We start from the raw sequence: 20,421 nt of genomic DNA on the forward strand, positions 1-20,421 counted from the left end.
TCGCGGCGATGACGAACCGATCCACGCCTCAAGAAGCCGGAAACCATTCTTCCCTAAGGTTCGGCTCGAGTTTTAAACGCTTTCGGGGGATCGTCGCCGCCATGATCGCATATATCGTCAAGCTCTCGGCTGCCTTGGCTGGGCTCATTTTTGCCATGGCCGCGCCTGCCGGCGCGCAGACGACGGCCGATTTCGTCCGGGCCTTTTCCGGCACATGGCAGACCCTCGACCCGGCCTATACTGACGGCGGCGCCTGCCGCGTCGGTTTGAACGACGTGCCGGTCGGTAACCGCTTTGGCCTCACGACGCAGAATTGCGGGGGGCTCATGGCGGGCTTGCGGGTTTGGGGCATCGACGACAACCAGCTTGCCCTGGTGGATGATCAAGGCGCGGTGGTGGCCCGGCTCGGCGGCAATCAGAACCGGGTGAGCGGTCAGACATCGAATGGCGAGACCGTCATCTTCGAGCGCGTTCCCGAAGGGTCCGACGCGCCGGCAAGCGACGTGGTGGAGAGCGACTGCACCTATTTCGGCTATACGTCGAGCTGCGCGAAAGAGGCCGATTTCGCCCGCCCCAGCGCCGAGCCGGATCGCGAGATGACGGCCCGCGTCCTCGTCAAGCTCAATGCCCGTGCCGAGGCGCGCCCCGACGCCGAGATTTTAGCATCAATCCCGGCCGGAACCTGCGTGCGCGTTTCGGAATGCACCACTGCCTCCGATGGCGATTGGTGCCGGGCGACAATTGCCGACACGACCGGCTGGATTCGCCAACGCGCCATGCGCCGCGACCGCTGGCCTGTGCTGACCTATACGGCCGGATGTGAGCTGCAATAAGCCGAAATGCGAACGAAAGAAGGAGACGGATCGATCGCGGCGCGGGCAGGAGCGCCGCGCGTCGAGACAGGAAACCCGATTTGCGACCAGCTGTGGCCTCTCCAAAAGCTTTCGCGATCTGTCTCGGCGCCCGGCGGGCAGGCTGCCATGACTTGTCCCTAGCGAGACGATGCCGGGTATGAAATTATTGGTAAGGTTTGGTGGGTGATGTAGGGTTCGAACCTACGACCCGCTGATTAAGAGTCAGCTGCTCTACCAACTGAGCTAATCACCCATCGGCGTCTAGGCGGCGGTTCCCGCCGGACGCCACGGGGATATAGCCAGCGAATTCGCGCCTGTAAACCCGTTTTCGACAGGATGATGAAAGAGTTTTTCTCACCCGTCGGATGGTCTTGCGTCGATCGTTTTAGGCTGACGCACGCGAGCGCTGTGGCCGGAAGGCCGGGGACGTCTACCGGGGCGGGGGGAGGGACGCGCTCAGGCACCCCGTCAATCGGCCGCTTCCGGGCGAGCACCCGTAGGGTGGAGGATAAGCGCTTTTCGATCGTCGGGGTCGCGCAACGATTGCACGGATTGGATATCAGGCCCAGGGCAGCAGCTTTGCGACGGATCGGGGCAGTGGGTTCGGTCTGATCTTGGCGATGATCTCGTCGGCTGCGGCGCTGGAGGCGGGTTCCGCCGGCATGATTGGGCGCGGTTCCAGCTCGCCAGCGGCGTCGGCCATATCGAGGAAGCGGATGCCCGCGAACATGGTCCGCCGATAGACGAGCTTGGCCGGACGCGGGGGCTCCTCGCCGATCTTGATCTGGAACTCCTTCGGCATGTGAACGGATTCGGCGAGCGTGAGCAGTGCGCCCGTCGCCGAAATGTTTCGAACCACGCAATCGAAGATGGAGAAGCCTTGATTGAAGATGATCTTCGCGCGCTTGAGGACGCGCTGGCGTGGGGCGACGCGACGTTCGGCTTCTTCCAGATCCTGTTCGGGCAGCGCTGTCATCGCTCCAGCCTTTGCGGTCGAAAACAAGGAAGTCTGACCATCGCTTGGAGCGGTGAAAAAATCATGAATCGGGGCTCGATTGGAGTTCGAAACCCGCCGCTGCCGGCCCTTGCGAAGAAGACCACAAAACATGTCACGATTCTTGTCGCTGACTGGAAGTCCGGCGGTATTGGCGCTAAGAAGCTGATATTTATGATGTTCTGGCCTGCGTTCGCATCTGCCCGACACAGAGCTGAGGAGGCATAATCGTTATTTCTTAAAATTTTACGGATTTGCGCCACGTGCGTGTTCAAGCCTCGTGGCGCGAGACGCGACGGAATCAGCCCCCGCGCTCTGCAAGCGCGAGGACGGGCAAAGGCAAGACGGCCGTGGATTAGGCCGCAGTCCCGGCTTAAGCTCTTAATTGCGGGCCTTGTCGACGAGGGCATTGGACTTGATCCCCCGCCCGCCCACAGCGGCTTTGGCCGCGAGGACGGGCAGAGGTAAGACAGCCGTGGATCAGGCCGCGGTCTCGGCTTGAGCTCTTAGTTGCGGGCCTTGTCGACGAGGGCATTGGACTTGATCCCCCCGCCCGCCCGCAGCGGCTTTGGCCGCGAGGACGGGCAGAGGCAAGACAGCCGTGGATCAGGCCGCAGTCTCGGCTGACGCGCTTAGTTGCGGGCCTTGTCGACGAGGGCATTGGACTTGATCCACGGCATCATGCCGCGCAGCTTCTCGCCGACTTCTTCGATCTGATGGCGATCGTTGACGCGGCGGATGCCCTTGAAGCGGGCGGCGCCGGAATGCCACTCCTGCATCCATTCCGAGGTGAACTTGCCGGTTTGGATGTCCTTGAGGACCCGCTTCATCTCGGCCTTGGTCTCGGCGGTGATGATGCGCGGGCCGGTGACGTACTCGCCCCATTCGGCCGTGTTCGAGATCGAGTAGTTCATGTTGGCGATGCCGCCCTCATAAATGAGGTCGACGATGAGCTTCACCTCGTGAAGGCACTCGAAATAGGCCATTTCCGGAGCATAGCCGGCTTCCGTCAGGGTCTCGAAACCGGCGCGGATGAGCTCGACCAGACCGCCGCAGAGGACGACCTGCTCGCCAAAGAGATCGGTCTCGCACTCTTCCTGGAAGGTGGTCTCGATGATACCCGAGCGGCCGCCGCCGACGCCGCAGGCATAGGAGAGGCCGAGATCGAGGGCATTGCCCGACGGGTTCTGGTGAACGGCCACCAGGCAGGGAACGCCGCCGCCGCGCTGATATTCCGAGCGCACCGTATGGCCCGGGCCCTTCGGCGCGACCATGAGGACGTCGATGGTCGACTTCGGCTCGATCAGGCCGAAATGGACATTGAGGCCGTGGGCGAAGGCGATTGCTGCGCCGTCGCGGATATGGGGCGCGATCTCGCTGTTGTAGATGCCGGCCTGAAGCTCGTCCGGCGTCGCCATCATCAGAAGATCGCCCCACTTGGCGGCATCGGCCACCGAGAGAACCTCGAGACCGTCGGCCTCGACCTTCTTGGCCGTCGCCGAACCGGGGCGCAGAGCCACCTTCAGCTCGGACACGCCGGAATCCTTGAGATTCAGCGCATGGGCGCGGCCCTGAGAGCCGTAGCCGACGATGACCACCTTCTTGCCCTTGATGAGATTGAGATCGGCATCGCGATCGTAATAGACGCGCATGGGCTATCCTCCGTCTTGTGGTTCAGGTTGACGAACCGCCCGTCTGGGGCGGGATGGGCTCGCTCACGCTCGGCTTGCAGCCATAAAGCGCGAGGAAACGGGTGGCGGCATTCGCGGCGGCCCGGTCGATCGCCGGATCGTCGAGGCCGATCGCCTCACCGAGAAGGAGACGGATCTGGACGTCTCCGACGACAAGGCCGAAAAAGGTGGTGAAGGCTTCGCCTTCGCTCTCATAGGTCACGAGACCGTCGGCGCGGGCGGTCGCCAAAAGCGGCGCAAGGCGCCTCGCCATAGCCGTCGGTCCGTTTCGCAGGACGATCTCACCGAGATTGAGCGCGTCCGATCCCGCTTCCGCAATCGCCAGGCGGTTGAGGGCGACCGAGGTCTGGCCGCCGATCACGCTCAGCCAGTCGACGGCAAAGCGTTTGAGCTCGGCCAGAAGAAAGGCTTCGTCGATCGGGCCGTCGGGCAGCTTGACGCCGCGCACCTTGGCCGCCTGCCAGCGCACCGTCGCGGTCAAAAGCCCGGCGCGGTCGCCGAACCAGCGATAGAGCGTCTCCTTGGAGCAGCTTGCAGCTTTCGCGACGGCGATCATCGAGAGCGGCCGGCGTCCTTCGACGATGAGATCGAGGACGGCGTCGAGCACGGCGCGCTGACGGTCGGTCAGGGCATCAAGGGATGCCTCGTCGCCTGTGCCGATTTGATGGATTGGAGCGCCCATCCGTCCCGCTTCGCTGCTCTCGCCCTGATGCGAACCGTACCGTACGGTTCGACGTCGGGAGCCTTAGAGGAGGTTCGTTCGCTCTGCAAGCCTGCTCTCCCATTCCGGCATCTCCATGAGCCAGTCAGTCGAGTGCGGACCTGACCACCATGCTAGGCGGTCGCGAAGTCGTGAAGCCGGTCGGCCGCATTGTCATCGCCTTGAGCGAAACCCGTTGCCTTGTCGTCCGTAGCTTTGGATAGGTCCGGTGCGACCGGTCCGATGCGCGCCTTGCCGCTCGATGGCGAGGCCGAACCGACAAGGGAATCCGATCATGCAGACGACTTTGTTCCGCCGCCTCGCCTTGGCAACCTGTCTGGCAGGCGCGGCCTTCGCGTTTCTTCCGGCGGCCAGCGCCCAGGATGCGTCCTCCGGCTCGATGGCCGCTGGTGAGAGCGAGATGCCGATGGTCGGCGGTGCGCCGATGGATCCGCAGAAGACCATCGTCGAAAATGCGTCGACCGCGTCCAATCTCACGACGCTCGTCGCCGCCGTAAAGGCCGCCGGTCTCGTGGAGGCGCTGTCGGGGACGGGGCCTTTCACGGTCTTCGCGCCGACCAACGAAGCCTTCGAGAAGCTCCCGGCCGGCACGGTCGACGAGCTCTTGAAGCCTGAAAACAAGGAAAAGCTGACCGAGATCCTGACCTATCACGTGGTCCCGGCGAGCGTTATGTCCAAGGACGCGATGACGATGATCGAGGAGGATGGCGGCGAGCATCCGGCCAAGACGCTCGAAGGCGAGACGATCACCCTGTCCATGGATGGCGATACGCTGATCATCACGGATGCCAAGGGCGACAGGGCATCGGTCACCCAGGCCGACGTCAAGCAATCGAACGGCGTCGTTCATGTCATCGACACGGTGCTCATGCCGGGCGAGTAACTTCGCGGGCGATCGAGACGAAATCTCTCACGGGAATGTGGCCCCATCCGCGCGGTTTCGCCGCTGGCGCGGATGGGGCTCGGCCATTACCTTTTCATCGAAACGAGCGAACGGAGACAGCTTATGCCCATGCCGAGACGATCCTTTCTAGCCGCTCTCACAGCGCTTGTCGGTTCGGCCGCTGCGGCGATCGCTTTCCGGCGCGACGCAGGAGCGGCTGAGGAAGACTTTCCGGTGTCCTATACCGAGGATGAATGGCGTAAGCGCCTGACGCCCCAGCAATTCGCGGTTCTGCGCCAAGAATCGACGGAACGCCCCTTTTCGAGCCCGCTCAACGAGAACAAGAAGGCGGGCCTTTATGCCTGCGCCGGTTGCGACACGCCGGTCTATTCCTCGGAGACGAAATTCGAATCCGGTACCGGTTGGCCGAGCTTCTGGGCGCCGTTGAACGAAGAGGTCATCGGGACGAAGACCGATTACGCGCTGATCTATCCGCGCACCGAGGTTCATTGCGCGACATGCGGCGGCCATTTCGGCCATATCTTCGACGATGGTCCGCAGCCGACCGGCAAGCGCCACTGCCTCAACGGTGTCGCTCTCAACTTCGTGCCCGGCCCGACGAGCGTCGGCTGACCGATCACATCTTCTTTGGCTGCCATGGACCGGAGGCATTCTGTCCGGCTTTGGCGGTCGGCGAGGATCGTACATTGAACCGAAAGGATTGCGTCGCCATATTCGGTGTGTGAGCGCCCGGTGCCTTTGGGCCGGGTGTCGCAAGGTCGCTTGAACGAGGACTTCGCCGCCCGCCATGAGCAGGATGACACCCTTCTCCAGCCCGCTGCTTCTCGGTTTTGACAGCGTGGAAAAGACACTCGAACGCATCGCCAAGGGCGGCGACGGTTATCCGCCCTATAACATCGAGCGCGTTCGCGCGGCACGATCCGACGCGGACCGATCGGGCCATATCATCCGGATTACGCTCGCGGTTGCGGGTTTCAAGCCGGATGACCTGGAAGTGACGACGGAAGAGAACCAGTTGATGATCCGAGGCCGACAGGCCGAGGAGGGCGAGCGGGATTTCCTGCACCGCGGAATTGCGGCCCGCCAGTTTCAGAAGGGTTTTCTTCTGGCCGACGGAATGCAGATCATCGGAGCCCAGTTGAAGAACGGCCTTTTGTCCATCGATCTCGCCAAGCCCGAGCCGGAGCGGATCGTCAGAAAAATCGAAATCGCGGTCGACGAATGACCGGGTTTCGCGTTTGCCTTCCGAGGAGACGACAAAAATGACTGAGATGACCACGACCACCATCACCCAGAACCAGCTCGCTTCGATCGGCGAGGGGCACATCGCCTATCTTCGGCGCATGAGTTCCGACGAGATGCGCCAGCGTTTCCCGGCCGCCAAGCAGATCCAGCCCGGTCTCGACCTATGGGCCCTCTTCGGCGCCGATGGCACGCCGCTCGCCGTGTCCGACGATCGTGGATCGATCATCGAAAGCGCCTCGCAGAACAGCCTGCAGACGGTCAGCATTCACTGATCGCTCGGAATGAGGCCCGTCGGCCCAAGCCGGCGCGGCAGCAGTATCCAAAACAATAGATGACTTCGCGCAGGCGCGTTCCCTTCAGGGGCGCGCCTGCCATGCATTTGGGATATGGACAGGCCAGCGTCGCGGCGTCACGGCGATGATGTCGAAGCGCAAGGACAGCCGGTCATAGTCTGGTCTCTGGCGCAGCCAGTGATCGGCCGCGGCCTCTATCCGCCTTTGGGCGAACGGGCCGACGGCGTCCATCGCCGCTTCAATGCTGGTTCTCGCCTTCACCTCGACGATCGCCACCACGTCGCCGCGCCGCGCAATGAGATCGATCTCGCCGGCCTTCACCTTGTAGCGCCAGGAGAGGATCCGGTAGCCTTTGACCATGAGGGCAAGGGCGGCCATCCATTCGGCCCGCCGCCCGAGGCGCCAGCGGCGGATGCGCTCGCGCTCTGGCCGCTTTGCGCCTTTCGCCATCGGCTCACCGATCCCCCTTCATGTCGAGCGCCCGTTGATAGAGCTCGCGGCGGGGCAGGCCGGTGAGACGCGCAGCTTCCTGTGCGGCCTTGGCCGGTTTCATCTCCGCGAGCAGCCCCGTGAGAATGCGATCGGCATCGGCCTCGTCCGGCACCGCGTCCGCTTCCGGTGGGGCGACGCAGACGACGATCTCGCCGCGAATTTCCGCCATCTCGCCGAAATCCCTGGCCAGCGACGAGAGGCTGCCGCGATAGACCGTTTCGTGGAGTTTCGTGAGTTCCCGGCAGACGGCCGCTTGCCGCTCGCCCAAGGCCTCGGCCATGGCGGCAAGGCTCTCGGAGATCCGGTGGGGCGCTTCATAGAAGAGAAGCGTTCCGGGAATGCGCTGAAGCGTTTGCAACCGCTCGGCGCGGGCTTTCTCCTTATTCGGCAGGAAGCCGGCGAAGAAGAAGGCGTCGGAGGGAAGGCCGGAAATGGCGAGCGCGGCGATGAGGGCGGAGGGACCCGGAATGGCATAGATCGGCACATCCGCCTCGATCGCCTGGCGCACCAGCTTATAACCGGGATCGGAGACGAGCGGCGTACCGGCATCCGAGACGAGAGCCAGCGAGCCGCCGGCTTGGACCTCAGCGATCAGCCTCTCGCCATCTTCACTGGACGAGTGTTCGTGATAGGCGCTCATCCGCCGCTCGATGCCGAAGCGGGACAGAAGCTTGCCCGTCACGCGCGTATCCTCGCAGGCGAGCCGGTCGGCGCCCGCGATGATCTGAAGCGCCCGCAGCGTAATGTCGGCGAGATTGCCGATGGGTGTTGCCACGACGTAAAGGCCGGGTTCCGGTCGGGACGCCGACCGGCTTTCGCCGAAAAGGGTGAAGCGGGGCTCGGGGGAAGGAACGCTCATGAGGCGCTTTATCGGCTCTGTGCGAAGCGAGGGCAATCCTTCCCGTAACCCGAATATCGGGCATTGATCGACGGACGCCTGAAGCTGATATGGGGAGCGCCCCGACATTCGCTGATGATATAGATGTCCATGCCTGCCGATCCCCTCCAAATCCTCAAGACCGTCTATGGCTATGAGGCCTTTCGTGGTGCCCAGGGCGAGGTCGTCGGCCATGTCATGGCGGGCCGCAACGCCTTTGTCGTGATGCCGACCGGTGGCGGCAAATCCCTTTGCTATCAGATCCCGGCGCTCGCCCGTCCCGGCATGGGCCTGATCGTCTCGCCGCTCATCGCCCTGATGGCCGATCAGGTTGCCGCGCTCGCCCAGGCGGGGGTGAGGGCCGCAGCCCTCAATTCCGATCTGCCGGGCGAGGAGCGGCGCGATCTTTGGCGGGCGATCGAGACGGGCGACCTTGATCTTCTTTACGTGGCGCCCGAAACGCTTCTGCGCGGCGACACGCTCTCACGGCTCCAGAGGCAGCCGCTCTCCCTGATCGCGATCGACGAGGCCCATTGTCTCTCCCAATGGGGCCACGACTTTCGCCCCTCCTATCGCCAGCTCGATTGCCTGGTGGAGGCCTTTCCCGAAACGCCGCGCATGGCATTGACGGCGACAGCCGACGAGCCGACGCGCGCCGAGATCCTCGCCCATCTGACGATCGACGAGACCGATGCCTTCATCGCCGGTTTCGACCGGCCCAATATCCATTACGCGATTGCAGAGAAGGACAATCCGCGCGCCCAGCTGAAGGCCTTTTTGAAGCGCCATCCGGGCGAGAGCGGCATTGTCTACTGCCTGTCCAAGCGCAAGACCGAGGAGACCGCCGCCTGGCTGCGCACCGAAGGCTACGACGCGCTCGCCTATCATGCCGGGCTCGACAAGGCGGAGCGGGAAGCGAACCAGCTGCGCTTTCAGCACGGCGAGGCGGTGGTGATGGTCGCGACGATCGCCTTCGGCATGGGCATCGACAAGCCCGATGTGCGCTTCGTCGCCCATCTCGATCTGCCCTCCAGCATCGAGGCTTATTATCAGGAGACGGGCCGGGCGGGACGCGACGGGCTGAATGCCGAAACGCTGATGCTCTACGGGCCGGAAGACATCGCGCTGCGCAGCCGTTTCATCGACGAGTCCGACGCGCCGGACCAGCGCAAGCGCACCGAGCGCGGCAAGCTCGACGCGCTTTTAGGCCTTGCCGAGACGGCGAGCTGCCGCCGGCAGGTTCTTCTGTCCTATTTCGGCGACGCTTGCGGGCCCTGCGGCAATTGCGACACCTGCCTCGAACCGCCCAAGCTCTTCGACGGCACAGTCGCCGCGCAGAAGGCGCTCTCCTGCATCTATCGCACCGGCGAGCGGTTCGGGCAGGCCTATATCGTCGACGTCCTTCTCGGCGCCACGAACGAGCGCATCACGCGCTTCGGCCATGATCAGGTCTCGACCTTCGGCATCGGAACGGAGCATGACGCCCGCATGTGGCGGGCGATCCTGCGCCAGCTGATCGCGCTGCGCTTCGTCGCGGTCGATCTGGCCGGCCATGGCGGGCTGTCGATCGCACCGGCCGGCCGCGAATTCTTACGCGAGAAGGCGCCCTTGATGCTGCGCGTGCCGCCAGAACCGCGGGCGCGGCGCGGCAAGGTGGAGCGCAAGGGACAGGCGGCATCCGTGGTGCCGCAAGCCGATCAGGCGCTCTTCGAGCTTCTGCGCCAGAAGCGCATGGAGATCGCCCGGGCGCAGAACGTGCCGCCTTACGTGATCTTCCACGACAAGACCCTGGTCGAACTCGCCGCCGCCCGCCCGACCTCGCGCAAGGCCATGGCGGAAGTGCCGGGCGTCGGCGAAGCCAAGCTCGAACGCTACGGCCCGGCCTTTCTCTCGGTCATCGCGGAAAACGCATGAGGTCTGATGACGAGAGAATGAAAGCCTCGTCCTTTTGAGAGACGCGACGGCAACCAGGGCATCGAGGATCAGGTTTCCCGAGCGATACTCAGCTGGCGGCCTGGCTCCGAGCTAACGAAAGTTATTGTTGTTTGAAATCAAAGCTATGCTTTAATCAACTTGCAGGACTTTTCGGGGGGGCGCGATGCGGCACTATTGCTACACCAGCCTTGCGCCGGATCTCGGCGATGCGGAATTCGAGGCGATCATCGCCCGCGCCCATCAGCGCAACCGCGCTTTGGCCATTGGCGGGATCGTCAGCTTTCGGAACGGCGTGATTTGCCAGATTCTCGAGGGGCCAGCCAAAAACCTGGAGGTCCTTGTTCCGGTGATTTTGGCCGATCCGCGTCATTGCGGTGTCGCGACGATTTCGGATGCGCGCATCCCCGCGATCGGTTTTGCCGATTTCGGGATGGTGCGCGTCTCTCCGCTGGACGTTGCGCTGCGTTCGATCGCGATCATCGATCGGATTGGAGCGGGTCGCTCCAAGAGCGGACCCGCCCAATTGGATCTTGTGCTCTCGGCACCCCCTCGTTCCGTCCACCTTCTACAAAGCGCTGGCGCCGCCTAGCCTTTTGGGGAGGGCTTCCCCCTCAGGCGAGATCTGCGACCACGGCGTCGAGGACGAGCATGCCGGCCGGCGTGCAGCGGATGCGGTCCGGGCCGAGGCGTTCGATCATGCCGTTGTCGGTAAGGTCGCGTTCGACCGCTCGGTCGATCGAGCGGCCGGATAAGGCCTGCCATCGCTTCAGATCGACGCCTTCGGACAGGCGCAGACCCATGAGGAGAAGCTCGTCCGCCTGTTCGGCGGGGCTCAAGGGCTCTTCCTCGACCATGCCGTGATCCCAGTCCTCGACCATCTGCAGCCAGGTCTCGGGCAGGCGCTCGTTGGAGGTCGCGACGCGCTGGCCCTTGTCCCTCAGGCGGCCATGGGCGCCGGGTCCGACGCCGGCATAAAGGCCGTAACGCCAATAGGTGAGATTGTGCCGGGACTCGGCGCCCGGCACCGCATGGTTTGAAATCTCGTAGGCCGGCAGGCCGCGCTGGGCCGTCAGCTTCTGGGTCGCCTCGTAGAGATCGGCCGAGAGGTCACCGTCCGGCACCTTCAGCTTGCCGGCTCTATGGAGGGCGTAGAAGGGCGTGCCTTCCTCGATGGTCAGCTGGTAGAGCGACAGGTGATCAGCGGCGAGATCGATCGCCTGGCCGAGTTCGGCCTCCCATGCGGCGACGCTCTGGTCAGGCCGCGCATAGATGAGATCGAAGGAGAGGCGCGGGAAGATGTCGCGCGCCAGAGCGATCGCCCGCAGCGCTTCCTTCGTGTCGTGGAGCCGGCCGAGCAGCTTCAGATCGCGGTCGTTCAGCGCCTGGACGCCGAGCGAGACGCGGTTGACCCCGGCCGCCCGATAGCCGCAAAAGCGGGTCGCCTCGACGCTGGAGGGGTTCGCCTCGATGGTGATCTCGGCCCCTGGCGCGATGTCCCAGGTGTTCGCGATCGCGTCCAGAATGCGCCCGACCGTCGCCGGCTCCATCAAGGATGGCGTGCCTCCGCCGAGAAAGATCGAGGTGACCCGCTCGCCCTTCGAGCGCCGGCCCATCTCGGCGATCTCCCGCTCGAAAGCGGCCGCATAGCGCGCTTGATCGATCGGCTTGTGCCGCACATGGCTGTTGAAGTCGCAATAAGGGCATTTGGCCGCGCAGAACGGCCAATGGACATAGACCCCGAAACCCGGCTCGCGCGCCTGCGACCCCCCGATCGGGCCCGGAAACCGCAGGAGGTCGGCCGCCCGCTCCATCACCTCGCTCACGAGACCCCGAGCGCCTCGGCAGAGAATTTCTGGAACGCCCGCGCCCGGTGGGAGAGAGCATCCGGCTGGCCCGGCTTCCAGGCGTGCTTTTCCGCGCTCATCATCTCGCCGAAGGTCTTTTCGAGCCCATCGGGCAGAAACATCGGATCATAGCCGAAGCCGAGTTCGCCGCGCGGCGGCCAGACGAGCGTGCCGTCGACCTCGCCCCGGTAGAAATGAACCTCGCCGGAGGGCAAGGCGAGGCAGAGGACCGCGACGAAGGTCGCGCGGCGTCTCTCCGGCGTCGTTGCGCCAGCCGCCTGGAGCTTTTCCTCGATATTGCGCATGGCCATGGCGAAATCGCGCTCCGGCCCGCCCCAGCGCGCCGAATAGATGCCCGGATCGCCGCCCAGCGCCTCGACGCAGATGCCGGAATCGTCCGAGAGCGCGGCAAGACCCGTCGCCTCCTGGGCGGCTCGCGCCTTGATCTCGGCATTGGCCTCGAAGGTGTCGCCAGTCTCTTCCGGATCGTCGAGCCCTTTATCCTTGGCCGAGGTCACCTCGAAGCCGAAGGGTTCGAAGAGCTCGCGGATTTCCCAGATCTTGCCGCGATTGTGGCTCGCGACGAGAAGGGGGCCGTCTTCCGGTTTCAGGAGCGCCATGGCTCAGCCCTCTCCGAGCACGCGCTGCTGAGCCTCGACCAATTCGCCGACGCCTTTGCGGGCGAGCTTCAGAAGGGTCAGGAACTCTTCTTCGGAGAAGGGGGCGCCTTCGGCCGTGCCCTGAATCTCGATGATGCCGCCGGCGCCGGTCATGACGAAATTGGCGTCGGTCTCGGCGGTCGAATCCTCGGCATAGTCGAGATCGAGCACCGGCTCGTTCTTATAGATGCCGCAGGAGACGGCTGCCACATGACCCTTCAGGACGTTCTTGGTGGAGACCATGCCTCGGGCCTCCATCCATTTGAGGCACTGGGCGAGCGCCACATAACCGCCGGTGATCGCCGCCGTGCGCGTGCCGCCATCGGCCTGGATGACGTCGCAATCCACCGTGATCTGTCGCTCGCCAAGGGCGGTCAGGTCGACGACGGCGCGCAAGGAACGCCCGATCAGGCGCTGGATTTCGAGGGTGCGACCCGACTGCTTGCCGGCAGACGCCTCACGGCGCATGCGGTCGCCCGTTGCGCGCGGCAGCATGCCGTATTCGGCCGTCACCCAGCCCTTGCCGGAATTTTTCAGGAAAGGCGGGACGCGCTCTTCAAGGCTTGCGAGGCACATAACCTGCGTCTCGCCGAATTTGACGAGGCAGGACCCCTCGGCATGGCGATTGACGCCGGTCGTGAGCGAGACCTCGCGCATGGCGTCGGCAGGGCGTTTGGATGGGCGCATGAAGGATCCGAGCGTCGTGTGTTCGAAGGGAAGGATTAACCAATCTGGCCGCGCTTCTAACGAGGATAAAGAGGCGATGCAAAGGCGAAAGCGATAGGGACCTTTCAAAGGCCGCGGCGCCAGCCGACAACCATCAATTATAAGCCGTGTTGCCGTTTTCTCCTTTTTAAGTGTCTTCTGCTCAAGTTTCCCACAGAGTTTAAAGACGGAGCAGATCTTGAAGAGGCTCATCATAGGATCAGGGGCGCTTCTTCTCGCCGAACCGGCGTGGGCCGGATCGGTGCGGGAGACCTTGTCCGAGCCCGCTTCCATCGCCTGGGTTATCACCGCGGCCGCACTGGTCTTGATGATGCAAGCCGGTTTCATGATGCTCGAAGCCGGTCTCGTGCGCTCGAAGAATTCGATCAATGTCGCGCAGAAGAACCTTCTCGACTTCGTGTTCGCGGCCCTCGCCTTCGCCATTGTGGGCTTCATGATCGCCTTCGGCCGCGATGGCGGCTACGGGTTCGGTCTCGATGCCGACAGCTTCCTCTTATCCAATCTCGATCCGTCCGGCATCGCCTTCTTCGCCTTTCAGGTGATGTTCTGCGGAACGGCGGCGACCATCCTGTCGGGGGCGACGGCCGAGCGGCTGCGCTTGTCTGTCTATGTGATCGCCTCGGTGGTCGTCGGCGCGCTGATCTATCCGGTCTTCGCCCATTGGGCCTGGGGAAATGTTCTGGATCCCAGCGCTTCTGCCTTTCTCGCCAATCGCCATTTCGTCGACTTCGCCGGCTCGACCGTCGTTCATGCGACGGGCGCCTGGGTCTCGCTGGCCGGCTGTCTGGTCCTCGGGCCCCGGATCGGCCGTTTCGGCGCCGACGGGCGGCCGAACCGTATCGCCGGCCATTCCACGGTCATCGCGACGGCGGGGACCCTGCTCATCTTCTTTGGCTGGCTCGGCTTCAATGGCGGCTCGACCTTCGAGGCCAATGCCGCGGTCGGCGGCATCGTGGCGAACACGGTCCTTGCTGGCGCGGCCGGCGGGGCGGTGGGCTATCTTCTGTGCCTCAGAGGCGACGGTGTCACCTATCCCGAATTCACCATGTATGGGCTTTTAGGTGGTCTCGTGGCGATTACCGCCGGCTGCCATCTCCTGACGCCGGGAGGCGCGATCCTGATCGGCGCGCTCGGCGGCGGCGCCGCGATTGGGACCAATGCGTTCATCGAAAGGCGCTTTCGGATCGATGATGCTCTCGGCGTTATCGGTATTCACGGTGTGGCGGGCGTCGTCGGGACGATCGGCCTTGCCTTCGTTGCTCCCTTGGAGAGACTTCCGGCAGGTAGCCGCCTGGACCAGTTCGACATTCAGGCCATCGGCTCGCTGGTCAATTTCATCTGGGTCTTCTGCGCCTCTTATATCCTCTTCCGGGTGCTCGACGCCATTCGGCCGATCCGCGTGAGCGCGGCGGACGAAGAGCGCGGGCTCAATCAGACCGAGCATGCCTCGGCCATCGGGCTCGGCGGCATGGAGCAGACGCTCGAGCGCATCGTGCATGGCACGGCCGATCTCGGGGCGCGGCTACCGGTCCTGGTCGGCGAGGAAACCGAGCGGCTCACCCGCCTCTTCAACAGCTTTCTCGACAATCTGGAAACCAACGAGCTTCAGCATCGCTCGCTCGAAGAAGCGCGCCGCGCCTCCCAGGAGGCCGAGCGGCTGGCCACGCTGGCCGATGCGGCCTCGGAAGGCATCCTGCTTCTGGCAGAGGGCCGGATCCGCGATGCCAATCCGGCAGCCCAGCGTCTCCTGCGGATCGATGCGTCGCCCGAATTTCACCCCCATATCATGGAATTCGTCGCGTCGGCCGATCGCTCGCGTTTCGCCGACGCTTTGCAGACGATCGCCGACGAGCCTTTCCAGGTCGAGATGCAATGCGAGGGCGCAGCGTTCCCGGTCGAAGTGAAGCTGAAATCCATCATGTTCCGCGGCATGCAGATGATGATCGTCGCATTGACCGATCTCAGCGCGCGTCTGGCTGCCGAGGAGCGCATCCGCTTCATCGCGCTCCATGACGGGCTGACGGGACTGCCAAACCGCATGTTGTTCGGCCAGACCCTCGACGAGACGCTGGCGGGACTGAGGGACGACGGCCCGTTGAGCGCTCTTTTGCTCATCGATCTCGATCGTTTCAAAGCGATCAACGATCTTTACGGCCATCCCGCCGGAGACGCGCTTCTTGCGGCCGTGTCCGCGCGCCTGAAACAGGCTGTCGGCAGCAAGGGTCTGGCGGCCCGCTGTGGCGGTGACGAATTCGCGATCATCCTGCGGGATATCAGCTTCGCGAACCAGGCCACGGATTTCGCCATGCGCCTTCTTCAGTCGCTGCGCGAGCCGGTCGATCTCGGCAATGGCGTGCGCATCAATCCGGGCGCCAGCATCGGTGTGGCCATTCTGCCGAGGGACGGTCGCGAATCCAGTATCGTCACCTCACGGGCCGATACCGCGCTCTATTATGCAAAGCGCCAAGGCCGGAACACCTATAAGGTCTTCGCGCCGGGCATGGATGCCGAAGAGCAGACCCGGCTCGAATTGGAAGAGGGATTGGCGCATGCGATCGCCCGCGACGAACTCCTCGTTCTCTATCAGCCGCGGATCGATCTCTTCCAGCGCAGCGTCGTGTCCTATGAAGCGCTCATCCGCTGGCGCCATCCGAGCCGGGGGCTGATCAGCCCTGCAACCTTCATTCCGATCGCCGAGCAATCGGGCCGGATCGCGGAGATCGGCGAATGGGTGATGCGCCAAGCTTGCCGCCAAGCGGTCGCAAGCTTTGGCGAGGCGAGCGTCAGCGTCAATGTCAGTGCGTTGCAGTTCCGGGCCAAGGGCTTCGTCGAGACCGTAATGCGCATTCTCGACGAGACCGGCCTTCGCCCGGAGCGCCTGGAGATCGAACTGACCGAAAGCGCGCTCGTCGACGACAGGGACCAGGCCCTCGGCATTCTGCGCCATCTGAAGAAACTCGGCGTGCGTGTCTCGCTCGACGATTTCGGCACCGGCTATTCCTCGCTCAGCTATCTGCGCGTCTTCCCCTTCGACGCTTTGAAGATTGACCGGTCCTTCGTCCGCGACATCGAGAGCGGCGATGGGTCGCTGGCGATTCTCGAAGCGGTCCTGCGCCTCGGTCGCGCCATGCGTCTCCGGGTGGTCGCCGAAGGTGTCGAGACCGCCGCCCAACTCGACATTTTGCAACGACTGCGGTGCGACGAGGTCCAGGGCTATCTCTTCGCCAAGCCCGCCGAACCAGAAGCGCTGGCGAATTTCGACCCGGTGACGGTGTTCGATACGGGCAGAAGCGTCGGGCCTTCGCGCGCGGCGTGATTGGACACTTACGCGAGGCTATCGATCACTCGCTGCCGGGTCGGCCGACGCAAGGTCACGTCGAGCGGTGGTTGCCTCTCGATCCTTTCGGCACCGTCGCGCCCCATGTGAACGCGGATGTGATCACGCCAACCGGCTTGCGCTCGGCGGGGAATTGCGCCAGCTTATTGCAAATCATTCTCATTTGCGGAAAGGCGGTGTTGGAATGCTGTGGTCGGCGGATGGTAAAGGGCGGAAGCGGCAAGCTTTGCCAGGCTCGATTCCTCGCGCGCGCCTCCGCCAGTGGGTTTCCCGTTCGCTCGTTGGTCTCACCGCTGTGTTCGCCTTTGCTTTTGGTGCAAGCGCCGGGGCAAAGGCGCAGGACGAACCCATAAAAGCCGTGACGAGCTTCACCGTCATCGCCGACATGGCGCGCAACGTGGCGGGCGAGGCGGCCGATGTCATCTCCATCACCAAGCCCGGCGCCGAGATCCACAATTACCAGCCGACGCCGCGCGATCTCGTCGGAGCACAAGGGGCCGATCTCGTTTTCCATAACGGGCTCAATCTCGAACTCTGGTTCGAGCGCTTCCTGCAGAATCTGGGCGGGGCGCAAAGCGTCGTCGTCTCCGACGGGGTGGAGCCGATCTCGATCACCCAAGGACCTTACGACGGTAAACCCAACCCCCATGCCTGGATGTCGCCCGACAATGCGATGATCTATGTCGACAACATTCGCGATGCCTTCATCAAGGCCGATCCTCAGAACGAGGAGACGTATCGGTCCAATGCCGAGGCTTATAAGGGCGAGATCGCAGCGGCGATCGAGCCGATCCGTGCGGAACTCGCCGCGATACCGGAGGAGCGTCGCTGGCTGGTGACGAGCGAAGGGGCGTTCTCCTATCTGGCGAGAGATTTCGGCCTGAAGGAGCTCTATCTCTGGCCGATCAATGCCGATGCGCAGGGAACGCCCCAGCAGGTGCGCGCGGTGATCGACGAAATGGCCGCGAGCGATATTCCGTGCATCTTCTCCGAAAGCACGGTGTCCTCCAAGCCGGCCGAGCAGGTCGCCCGCGAGACGGGCGCGACCTATGGCGGCGTCCTTTACGTGGACTCTTTGAGCGATGAAGGCGGGGCGGTCCCGACCTATATCGATCTTCTGAAAGTGACGGCGAATACAATTGCGGAGTGCCTTGTCCCATGACCATGATGATGGGCTCGACCGACGCCAAACATCGCGCGCGCCGGCCCGTTCGCGAGCCGCCGGCACAGGTCTCCGGGCTCTCCGTTCGCGATGCGACTGTCACCTATCGCAACGGCCATACGGCGCTGGAGTCGGCGAGTTTCGATATTCCGCGCGGCAGCATCACCGCGCTGGTCGGCGTCAATGGCAGCGGCAAGTCGACCCTTTTCAAGGCCATTATGGGCTTTGTCGGCCTCGCCAAAGGCGAGATCAGCATTCTTGACGGCAGCGTTTCGGCGGCGCTGAAGGCCAATGCCGTCGCCTATGTCCCTCAGAGCGAGGATGTCGACTGGAACTTCCCGGTTCTCGTCGAGGATGTCGTGATGATGGGGCGTTATGGCCGGATGGGCGTCTTCCGCCGGCCCTCACCCAGCGATCGACAGGCTGTGGCGGAGGCGCTCGAACGGGTGGCGATGACGCCCTTCGCCAAAAGGCAGATCGGCGAACTCTCCGGCGGCCAGAAGAAGCGGGTCTTTCTGGCGCGTGCGCTCGCCCAGGAAGGGCAGGTCATTCTGCTCGACGAGCCCTTTACCGGGGTCGACGTGAAGACGGAAGCGGCGATCATCGACCTTTTGAAGGCGCTTCGGGACGAAGGCCGGGTGATGCTGGTCTCCACCCATAATCTCGGCTCGGTCCCCGAATTCTGCGACCGCGCCGTCCTTCTCAATCGCACGGTCCTGGCCGCCGGCCCGACCGATACGGTCTTCACCCGCGCCAATCTGGAACGCACCTTCGGCGGCGTCTTGCGCCATTTCGATTTCGCCAGCGGGCAGGGGGAGAGTGGTCGACCAACCTGTGTCCTGACCGACGACGAACGGCCTTTCGTGATCTATGGCGAGGGTAAGGGCGACGAGGAGCGGGCAGAACCGCTGACGGAAGCACGTCGATGACGGCACTCCTCGAACCCTTCGCCTATCAATATATGCTCAACGCCATGGGCGTCTCGGCGCTGGTCGGCGCGACCTGCGCCTTCCTCTCGGCCTATCTGATGCTGAAAGGCTGGTCGCTGATCGGCGACGCGCTGTCCCATTCGATCGTGCCGGGGGTCGCCGGCGCCTATATGCTAGGTCTGCCCTTTGCCTTCGGCGCCTTTCTCTCCGGCGGCTTGGCGGCCGGCGCCATGCTCTTCCTCAATGGCCGCACGAAGCTGCGCGAAGACGCGATCATCGGGCTGATCTTCACCTCCTTCTTCGGCCTCGGCCTCTTCATGATCTCCCTGTCGCCGACCTCGGTGAACGTGCAGACGATCATTCTCGGCAATATCCTTGCCGTGACGCCCGCCGACACGCTGCAACTCGTCCTCATCGCCGCCGTCTCGCTCACCATCCTCGGAGCGAAATGGAAGGACCTGATGGTGACCTTCTTCGACGAGAACCATGCCCGCACGATCGGCATCGATCCGCGCTTGATGAAGCTCGTCTTCTTCACCCTTCTCGCCGCCTCGACGGTCGCGGCGCTTCAGACGGTCGGTGCCTTTCTCGTCATCGCCATGGTGGTGACGCCCGGCGCGACGGCCTATCTCCTCACCGATCGCTTTCCGAGGCTCATCGCGCTCTCGGTCGCGATCGGAGCGGGAACGAGTTTTGCCGGCGCCTATGCCAGCTATTTCCTCGACGGGGCGACGGGCGGCGTCATCATCTGCCTGCAGACGCTGATCTTCCTCGCAGCCTTCGTCTTTGCGCCCAAGCACGGCATTCTGGCCGGCAAACGGCGGGCGCGGCAGGCGCTCGCCGAGGCATCCAGCCTCGGTCATCCGGTTTCGGAGACGGGGGCATGAGCCACGACGATCTCCTTCTCCCCTTCGCCTTTCCCTTCATGCGCGACGCGTTCCTGATCGCCGGGCTCGTCGCCGTGCCGACCGCGCTCTTGTCCTGTTTTCTGGTGCTGAAGGGCTGGTCGCTGATGGGCGATGCGATCTCCCATGCCGTCCTGCCCGGCATCGTCATCGCCTATATTCTCGGCCTGCCACTGGCGCTCGGCGCCTTTGCCGCCGGCATGACCTGCGCCACCGCCGTCGGCTATCTCTCGGCCAATAGCCGGGTGAAGGAAGACACAGTGATGGGCATCGTCTTTTCCGGCATGTTCGGCTTCGGCCTCGTTCTCTACACGAAGATTTCGTCCGAGGTGCATCTCGACCATATCCTCTTCGGAGACATGCTCGGCATCCTGCCTTTCGATCTCATCCAGGCCGCCGTCATCGGGTGTGTCACGACGGGTCTCATCGCTGCCAAATGGCGCGATCTTCTGCTGCACGCCTTCGATCCGGCGCAGGCGCGGGCGATCGGCCTGCCGGTTCGGCTGATGCATTATGGCTTGCTGGCGGTGCTGTCGCTCACCATCGTTGCGGCCCTGAAAGCGACCGGCATCATCCTCACCATCGCCCTTCTGATCGCCCCCGGCGCGATCGCCTTCCTCCTCACGAAGCGCTTTTCCACCATGCTTCTGACCGCCGTCGCGATCTCGCTCGGTTGTTCGCTCCTCGGCGTCTATGCGAGCTTCTTCATCGACAGCGCCCCGGCCCCCACCATCGTCCTTCTCATGAGCGCCTGTTTCGTCACCGCCTTCTTCATCTCCGGCGCCAGGGCCAGGGCGGCCTCGCGCAGGACGGGAGCGGAGATGGCGGCGAAATAGAAGAGGTGGCGGAGCGT

Annotated in this window: 20 protein-coding genes and 1 tRNA gene; 12 read left to right on the top strand and 9 right to left on the bottom strand. The window is 63.8% G+C overall.

Annotated elements, in window-relative coordinates; translation table 11 throughout:
• The first annotated feature begins 101 nt into the window (after nt 1-101).
• Nucleotides 102-833, top strand: coding sequence for an SH3 domain-containing protein (locus B9A15_RS14170; RefSeq protein ID WP_170923307.1), 732 nt, complete (start codon nt 102-104; stop codon nt 831-833).
• A gap of 198 nt (nt 834-1,031) precedes the next feature.
• Here the strand turns inward: B9A15_RS14170 and B9A15_RS14175 are convergent.
• The 4 genes from B9A15_RS14175 to B9A15_RS14190 form a co-directional block, all read right to left on the bottom strand.
• A tRNA-Lys gene (locus B9A15_RS14175) sits at nt 1,032-1,107 on the bottom strand.
• A 306-nt stretch (nt 1,108-1,413) separates the two neighbouring features.
• Nucleotides 1,414-1,830 (bottom strand): PilZ domain-containing protein, encoded by a 417-nt coding sequence (locus tag B9A15_RS14180; protein ID WP_139798400.1) that lies wholly within the window; start codon nt 1,828-1,830, stop codon nt 1,414-1,416.
• Between the two features lie 650 nt (nt 1,831-2,480).
• Entirely contained in the window at nt 2,481-3,500 is a 1,020-nt protein-coding gene (gene ilvC / locus B9A15_RS14185; RefSeq protein ID WP_084410884.1) for a ketol-acid reductoisomerase, read from the bottom strand.
• A gap of 22 nt (nt 3,501-3,522) precedes the next feature.
• Complete coding sequence (locus B9A15_RS14190) at nt 3,523-4,221, bottom strand: TetR/AcrR family transcriptional regulator C-terminal domain-containing protein (protein ID WP_084410886.1); 699 nt, start codon at nt 4,219-4,221, stop codon at nt 3,523-3,525.
• Between the two features lie 313 nt (nt 4,222-4,534).
• On the opposite strand from B9A15_RS14190, the gene B9A15_RS14195 reads away from it, so the two are divergent.
• The 4 genes from B9A15_RS14195 to B9A15_RS14210 all read left to right on the top strand — a co-directional run bounded on the left by B9A15_RS14195 (nt 4,535) and on the right by B9A15_RS14210 (nt 6,681).
• Nucleotides 4,535-5,143 (top strand): fasciclin domain-containing protein, encoded by a 609-nt coding sequence (locus B9A15_RS14195; RefSeq protein WP_084410888.1) that lies wholly within the window; start codon nt 4,535-4,537, stop codon nt 5,141-5,143.
• A 129-nt stretch (nt 5,144-5,272) separates the two neighbouring features.
• A complete protein-coding gene (gene msrB, locus B9A15_RS14200; protein WP_084411027.1) occupies nt 5,273-5,776 on the top strand; it encodes a peptide-methionine (R)-S-oxide reductase MsrB in 504 nt (167 codons plus the stop codon).
• 175 nt (nt 5,777-5,951) lie between these two features.
• Nucleotides 5,952-6,389, top strand: coding sequence for an Hsp20 family protein (locus B9A15_RS14205; RefSeq protein WP_084410890.1), 438 nt, complete (start codon nt 5,952-5,954; stop codon nt 6,387-6,389).
• Between the two features lie 37 nt (nt 6,390-6,426).
• Nucleotides 6,427-6,681 carry a BQ00720 family protein gene (locus B9A15_RS14210; RefSeq protein WP_084410892.1) on the top strand — a complete coding sequence of 85 codons (255 nt, stop codon included), beginning with the start codon at nt 6,427-6,429 and terminating at the stop codon, nt 6,679-6,681.
• An 84-nt stretch (nt 6,682-6,765) separates the two neighbouring features.
• On the opposite strand, the gene B9A15_RS14215 is transcribed toward B9A15_RS14210, so the two are convergent.
• Nucleotides 6,766-7,152 carry a YraN family protein gene (locus B9A15_RS14215; protein ID WP_084410893.1) on the bottom strand — a complete coding sequence of 129 codons (387 nt, stop codon included), beginning with the start codon at nt 7,150-7,152 and terminating at the stop codon, nt 6,766-6,768.
• 4 nt (nt 7,153-7,156) lie between these two features.
• Complete coding sequence (rsmI, locus tag B9A15_RS14220; RefSeq protein WP_084410895.1) at nt 7,157-8,053, bottom strand: 16S rRNA (cytidine(1402)-2'-O)-methyltransferase; 897 nt, start codon at nt 8,051-8,053, stop codon at nt 7,157-7,159.
• A gap of 129 nt (nt 8,054-8,182) precedes the next feature.
• Between rsmI and recQ the strand changes: the two genes are divergently transcribed.
• Nucleotides 8,183-9,985: a DNA helicase RecQ gene (recQ, locus tag B9A15_RS14225; protein ID WP_084411029.1), complete on the top strand. Its 1,803-nt coding sequence runs from the start codon at nt 8,183-8,185 to the stop codon at nt 9,983-9,985.
• Between the two features lie 184 nt (nt 9,986-10,169).
• On the top strand, nt 10,170-10,595 hold the full coding sequence (locus B9A15_RS14230) for a BLUF domain-containing protein (RefSeq protein ID WP_084410897.1): 426 nt from the start codon (nt 10,170-10,172) through the stop codon (nt 10,593-10,595).
• 22 nt (nt 10,596-10,617) lie between these two features.
• Here the strand turns inward: B9A15_RS14230 and hemW are convergent, their stop codons facing one another.
• The 3 genes from hemW to rph are packed head-to-tail and all read right to left on the bottom strand — an operon-like array spanning nt 10,618 to nt 13,196.
• Nucleotides 10,618-11,817, bottom strand: a complete 1,200-nt coding sequence (gene hemW / locus B9A15_RS14235; RefSeq protein ID WP_084410899.1) for a radical SAM family heme chaperone HemW — start codon at nt 11,815-11,817, stop codon at nt 10,618-10,620.
• A gap of 8 nt (nt 11,818-11,825) precedes the next feature.
• Entirely contained in the window at nt 11,826-12,470 is a 645-nt protein-coding gene (rdgB, locus tag B9A15_RS14240) for an RdgB/HAM1 family non-canonical purine NTP pyrophosphatase (RefSeq protein WP_084410900.1), read from the bottom strand.
• Between the two features lie 3 nt (nt 12,471-12,473).
• Nucleotides 12,474-13,196 carry a ribonuclease PH gene (gene rph, locus B9A15_RS14245; protein ID WP_084410902.1) on the bottom strand — a complete coding sequence of 241 codons (723 nt, stop codon included), beginning with the start codon at nt 13,194-13,196 and terminating at the stop codon, nt 12,474-12,476.
• A gap of 217 nt (nt 13,197-13,413) precedes the next feature.
• Here rph and B9A15_RS14250 point away from each other — a divergent pair, with 217 nt between their 5' ends.
• From B9A15_RS14250 to B9A15_RS14270, 5 genes are all read left to right on the top strand, one after another.
• Nucleotides 13,414-16,551, top strand: coding sequence for an EAL domain-containing protein (locus B9A15_RS14250; RefSeq protein WP_084410904.1), 3,138 nt, complete (start codon nt 13,414-13,416; stop codon nt 16,549-16,551).
• 205 nt (nt 16,552-16,756) lie between these two features.
• The gene (locus B9A15_RS14255; protein ID WP_084410905.1) at nt 16,757-17,734 is read left to right on the top strand and encodes a metal ABC transporter substrate-binding protein; all 978 of its coding nucleotides are present in this window, start codon (nt 16,757-16,759) and stop codon (nt 17,732-17,734) included.
• Nucleotides 17,735-17,736: 2 nt separating this feature from the next.
• On the top strand, nt 17,737-18,663 hold the full coding sequence (locus B9A15_RS14260; RefSeq protein WP_425292964.1) for a manganese/iron ABC transporter ATP-binding protein: 927 nt from the start codon (nt 17,737-17,739) through the stop codon (nt 18,661-18,663).
• Complete coding sequence (locus B9A15_RS14265; RefSeq protein WP_084410907.1) at nt 18,660-19,550, top strand: metal ABC transporter permease; 891 nt, start codon at nt 18,660-18,662, stop codon at nt 19,548-19,550. Before B9A15_RS14260 ends, B9A15_RS14265 begins: the two co-directional genes overlap by 4 nt.
• Complete coding sequence (locus B9A15_RS14270) at nt 19,547-20,404, top strand: metal ABC transporter permease (RefSeq protein ID WP_084410909.1); 858 nt, start codon at nt 19,547-19,549, stop codon at nt 20,402-20,404. Before B9A15_RS14265 ends, B9A15_RS14270 begins: the two co-directional genes overlap by 4 nt.
• Nucleotides 20,405-20,421: the final 17 nt, after the last annotated feature.

This window comes from Fulvimarina manganoxydans, from assembly GCF_900176465.1.
Taxonomy (GTDB): Bacteria; Pseudomonadota; Alphaproteobacteria; order Rhizobiales; family Rhizobiaceae; genus Fulvimarina; species Fulvimarina manganoxydans.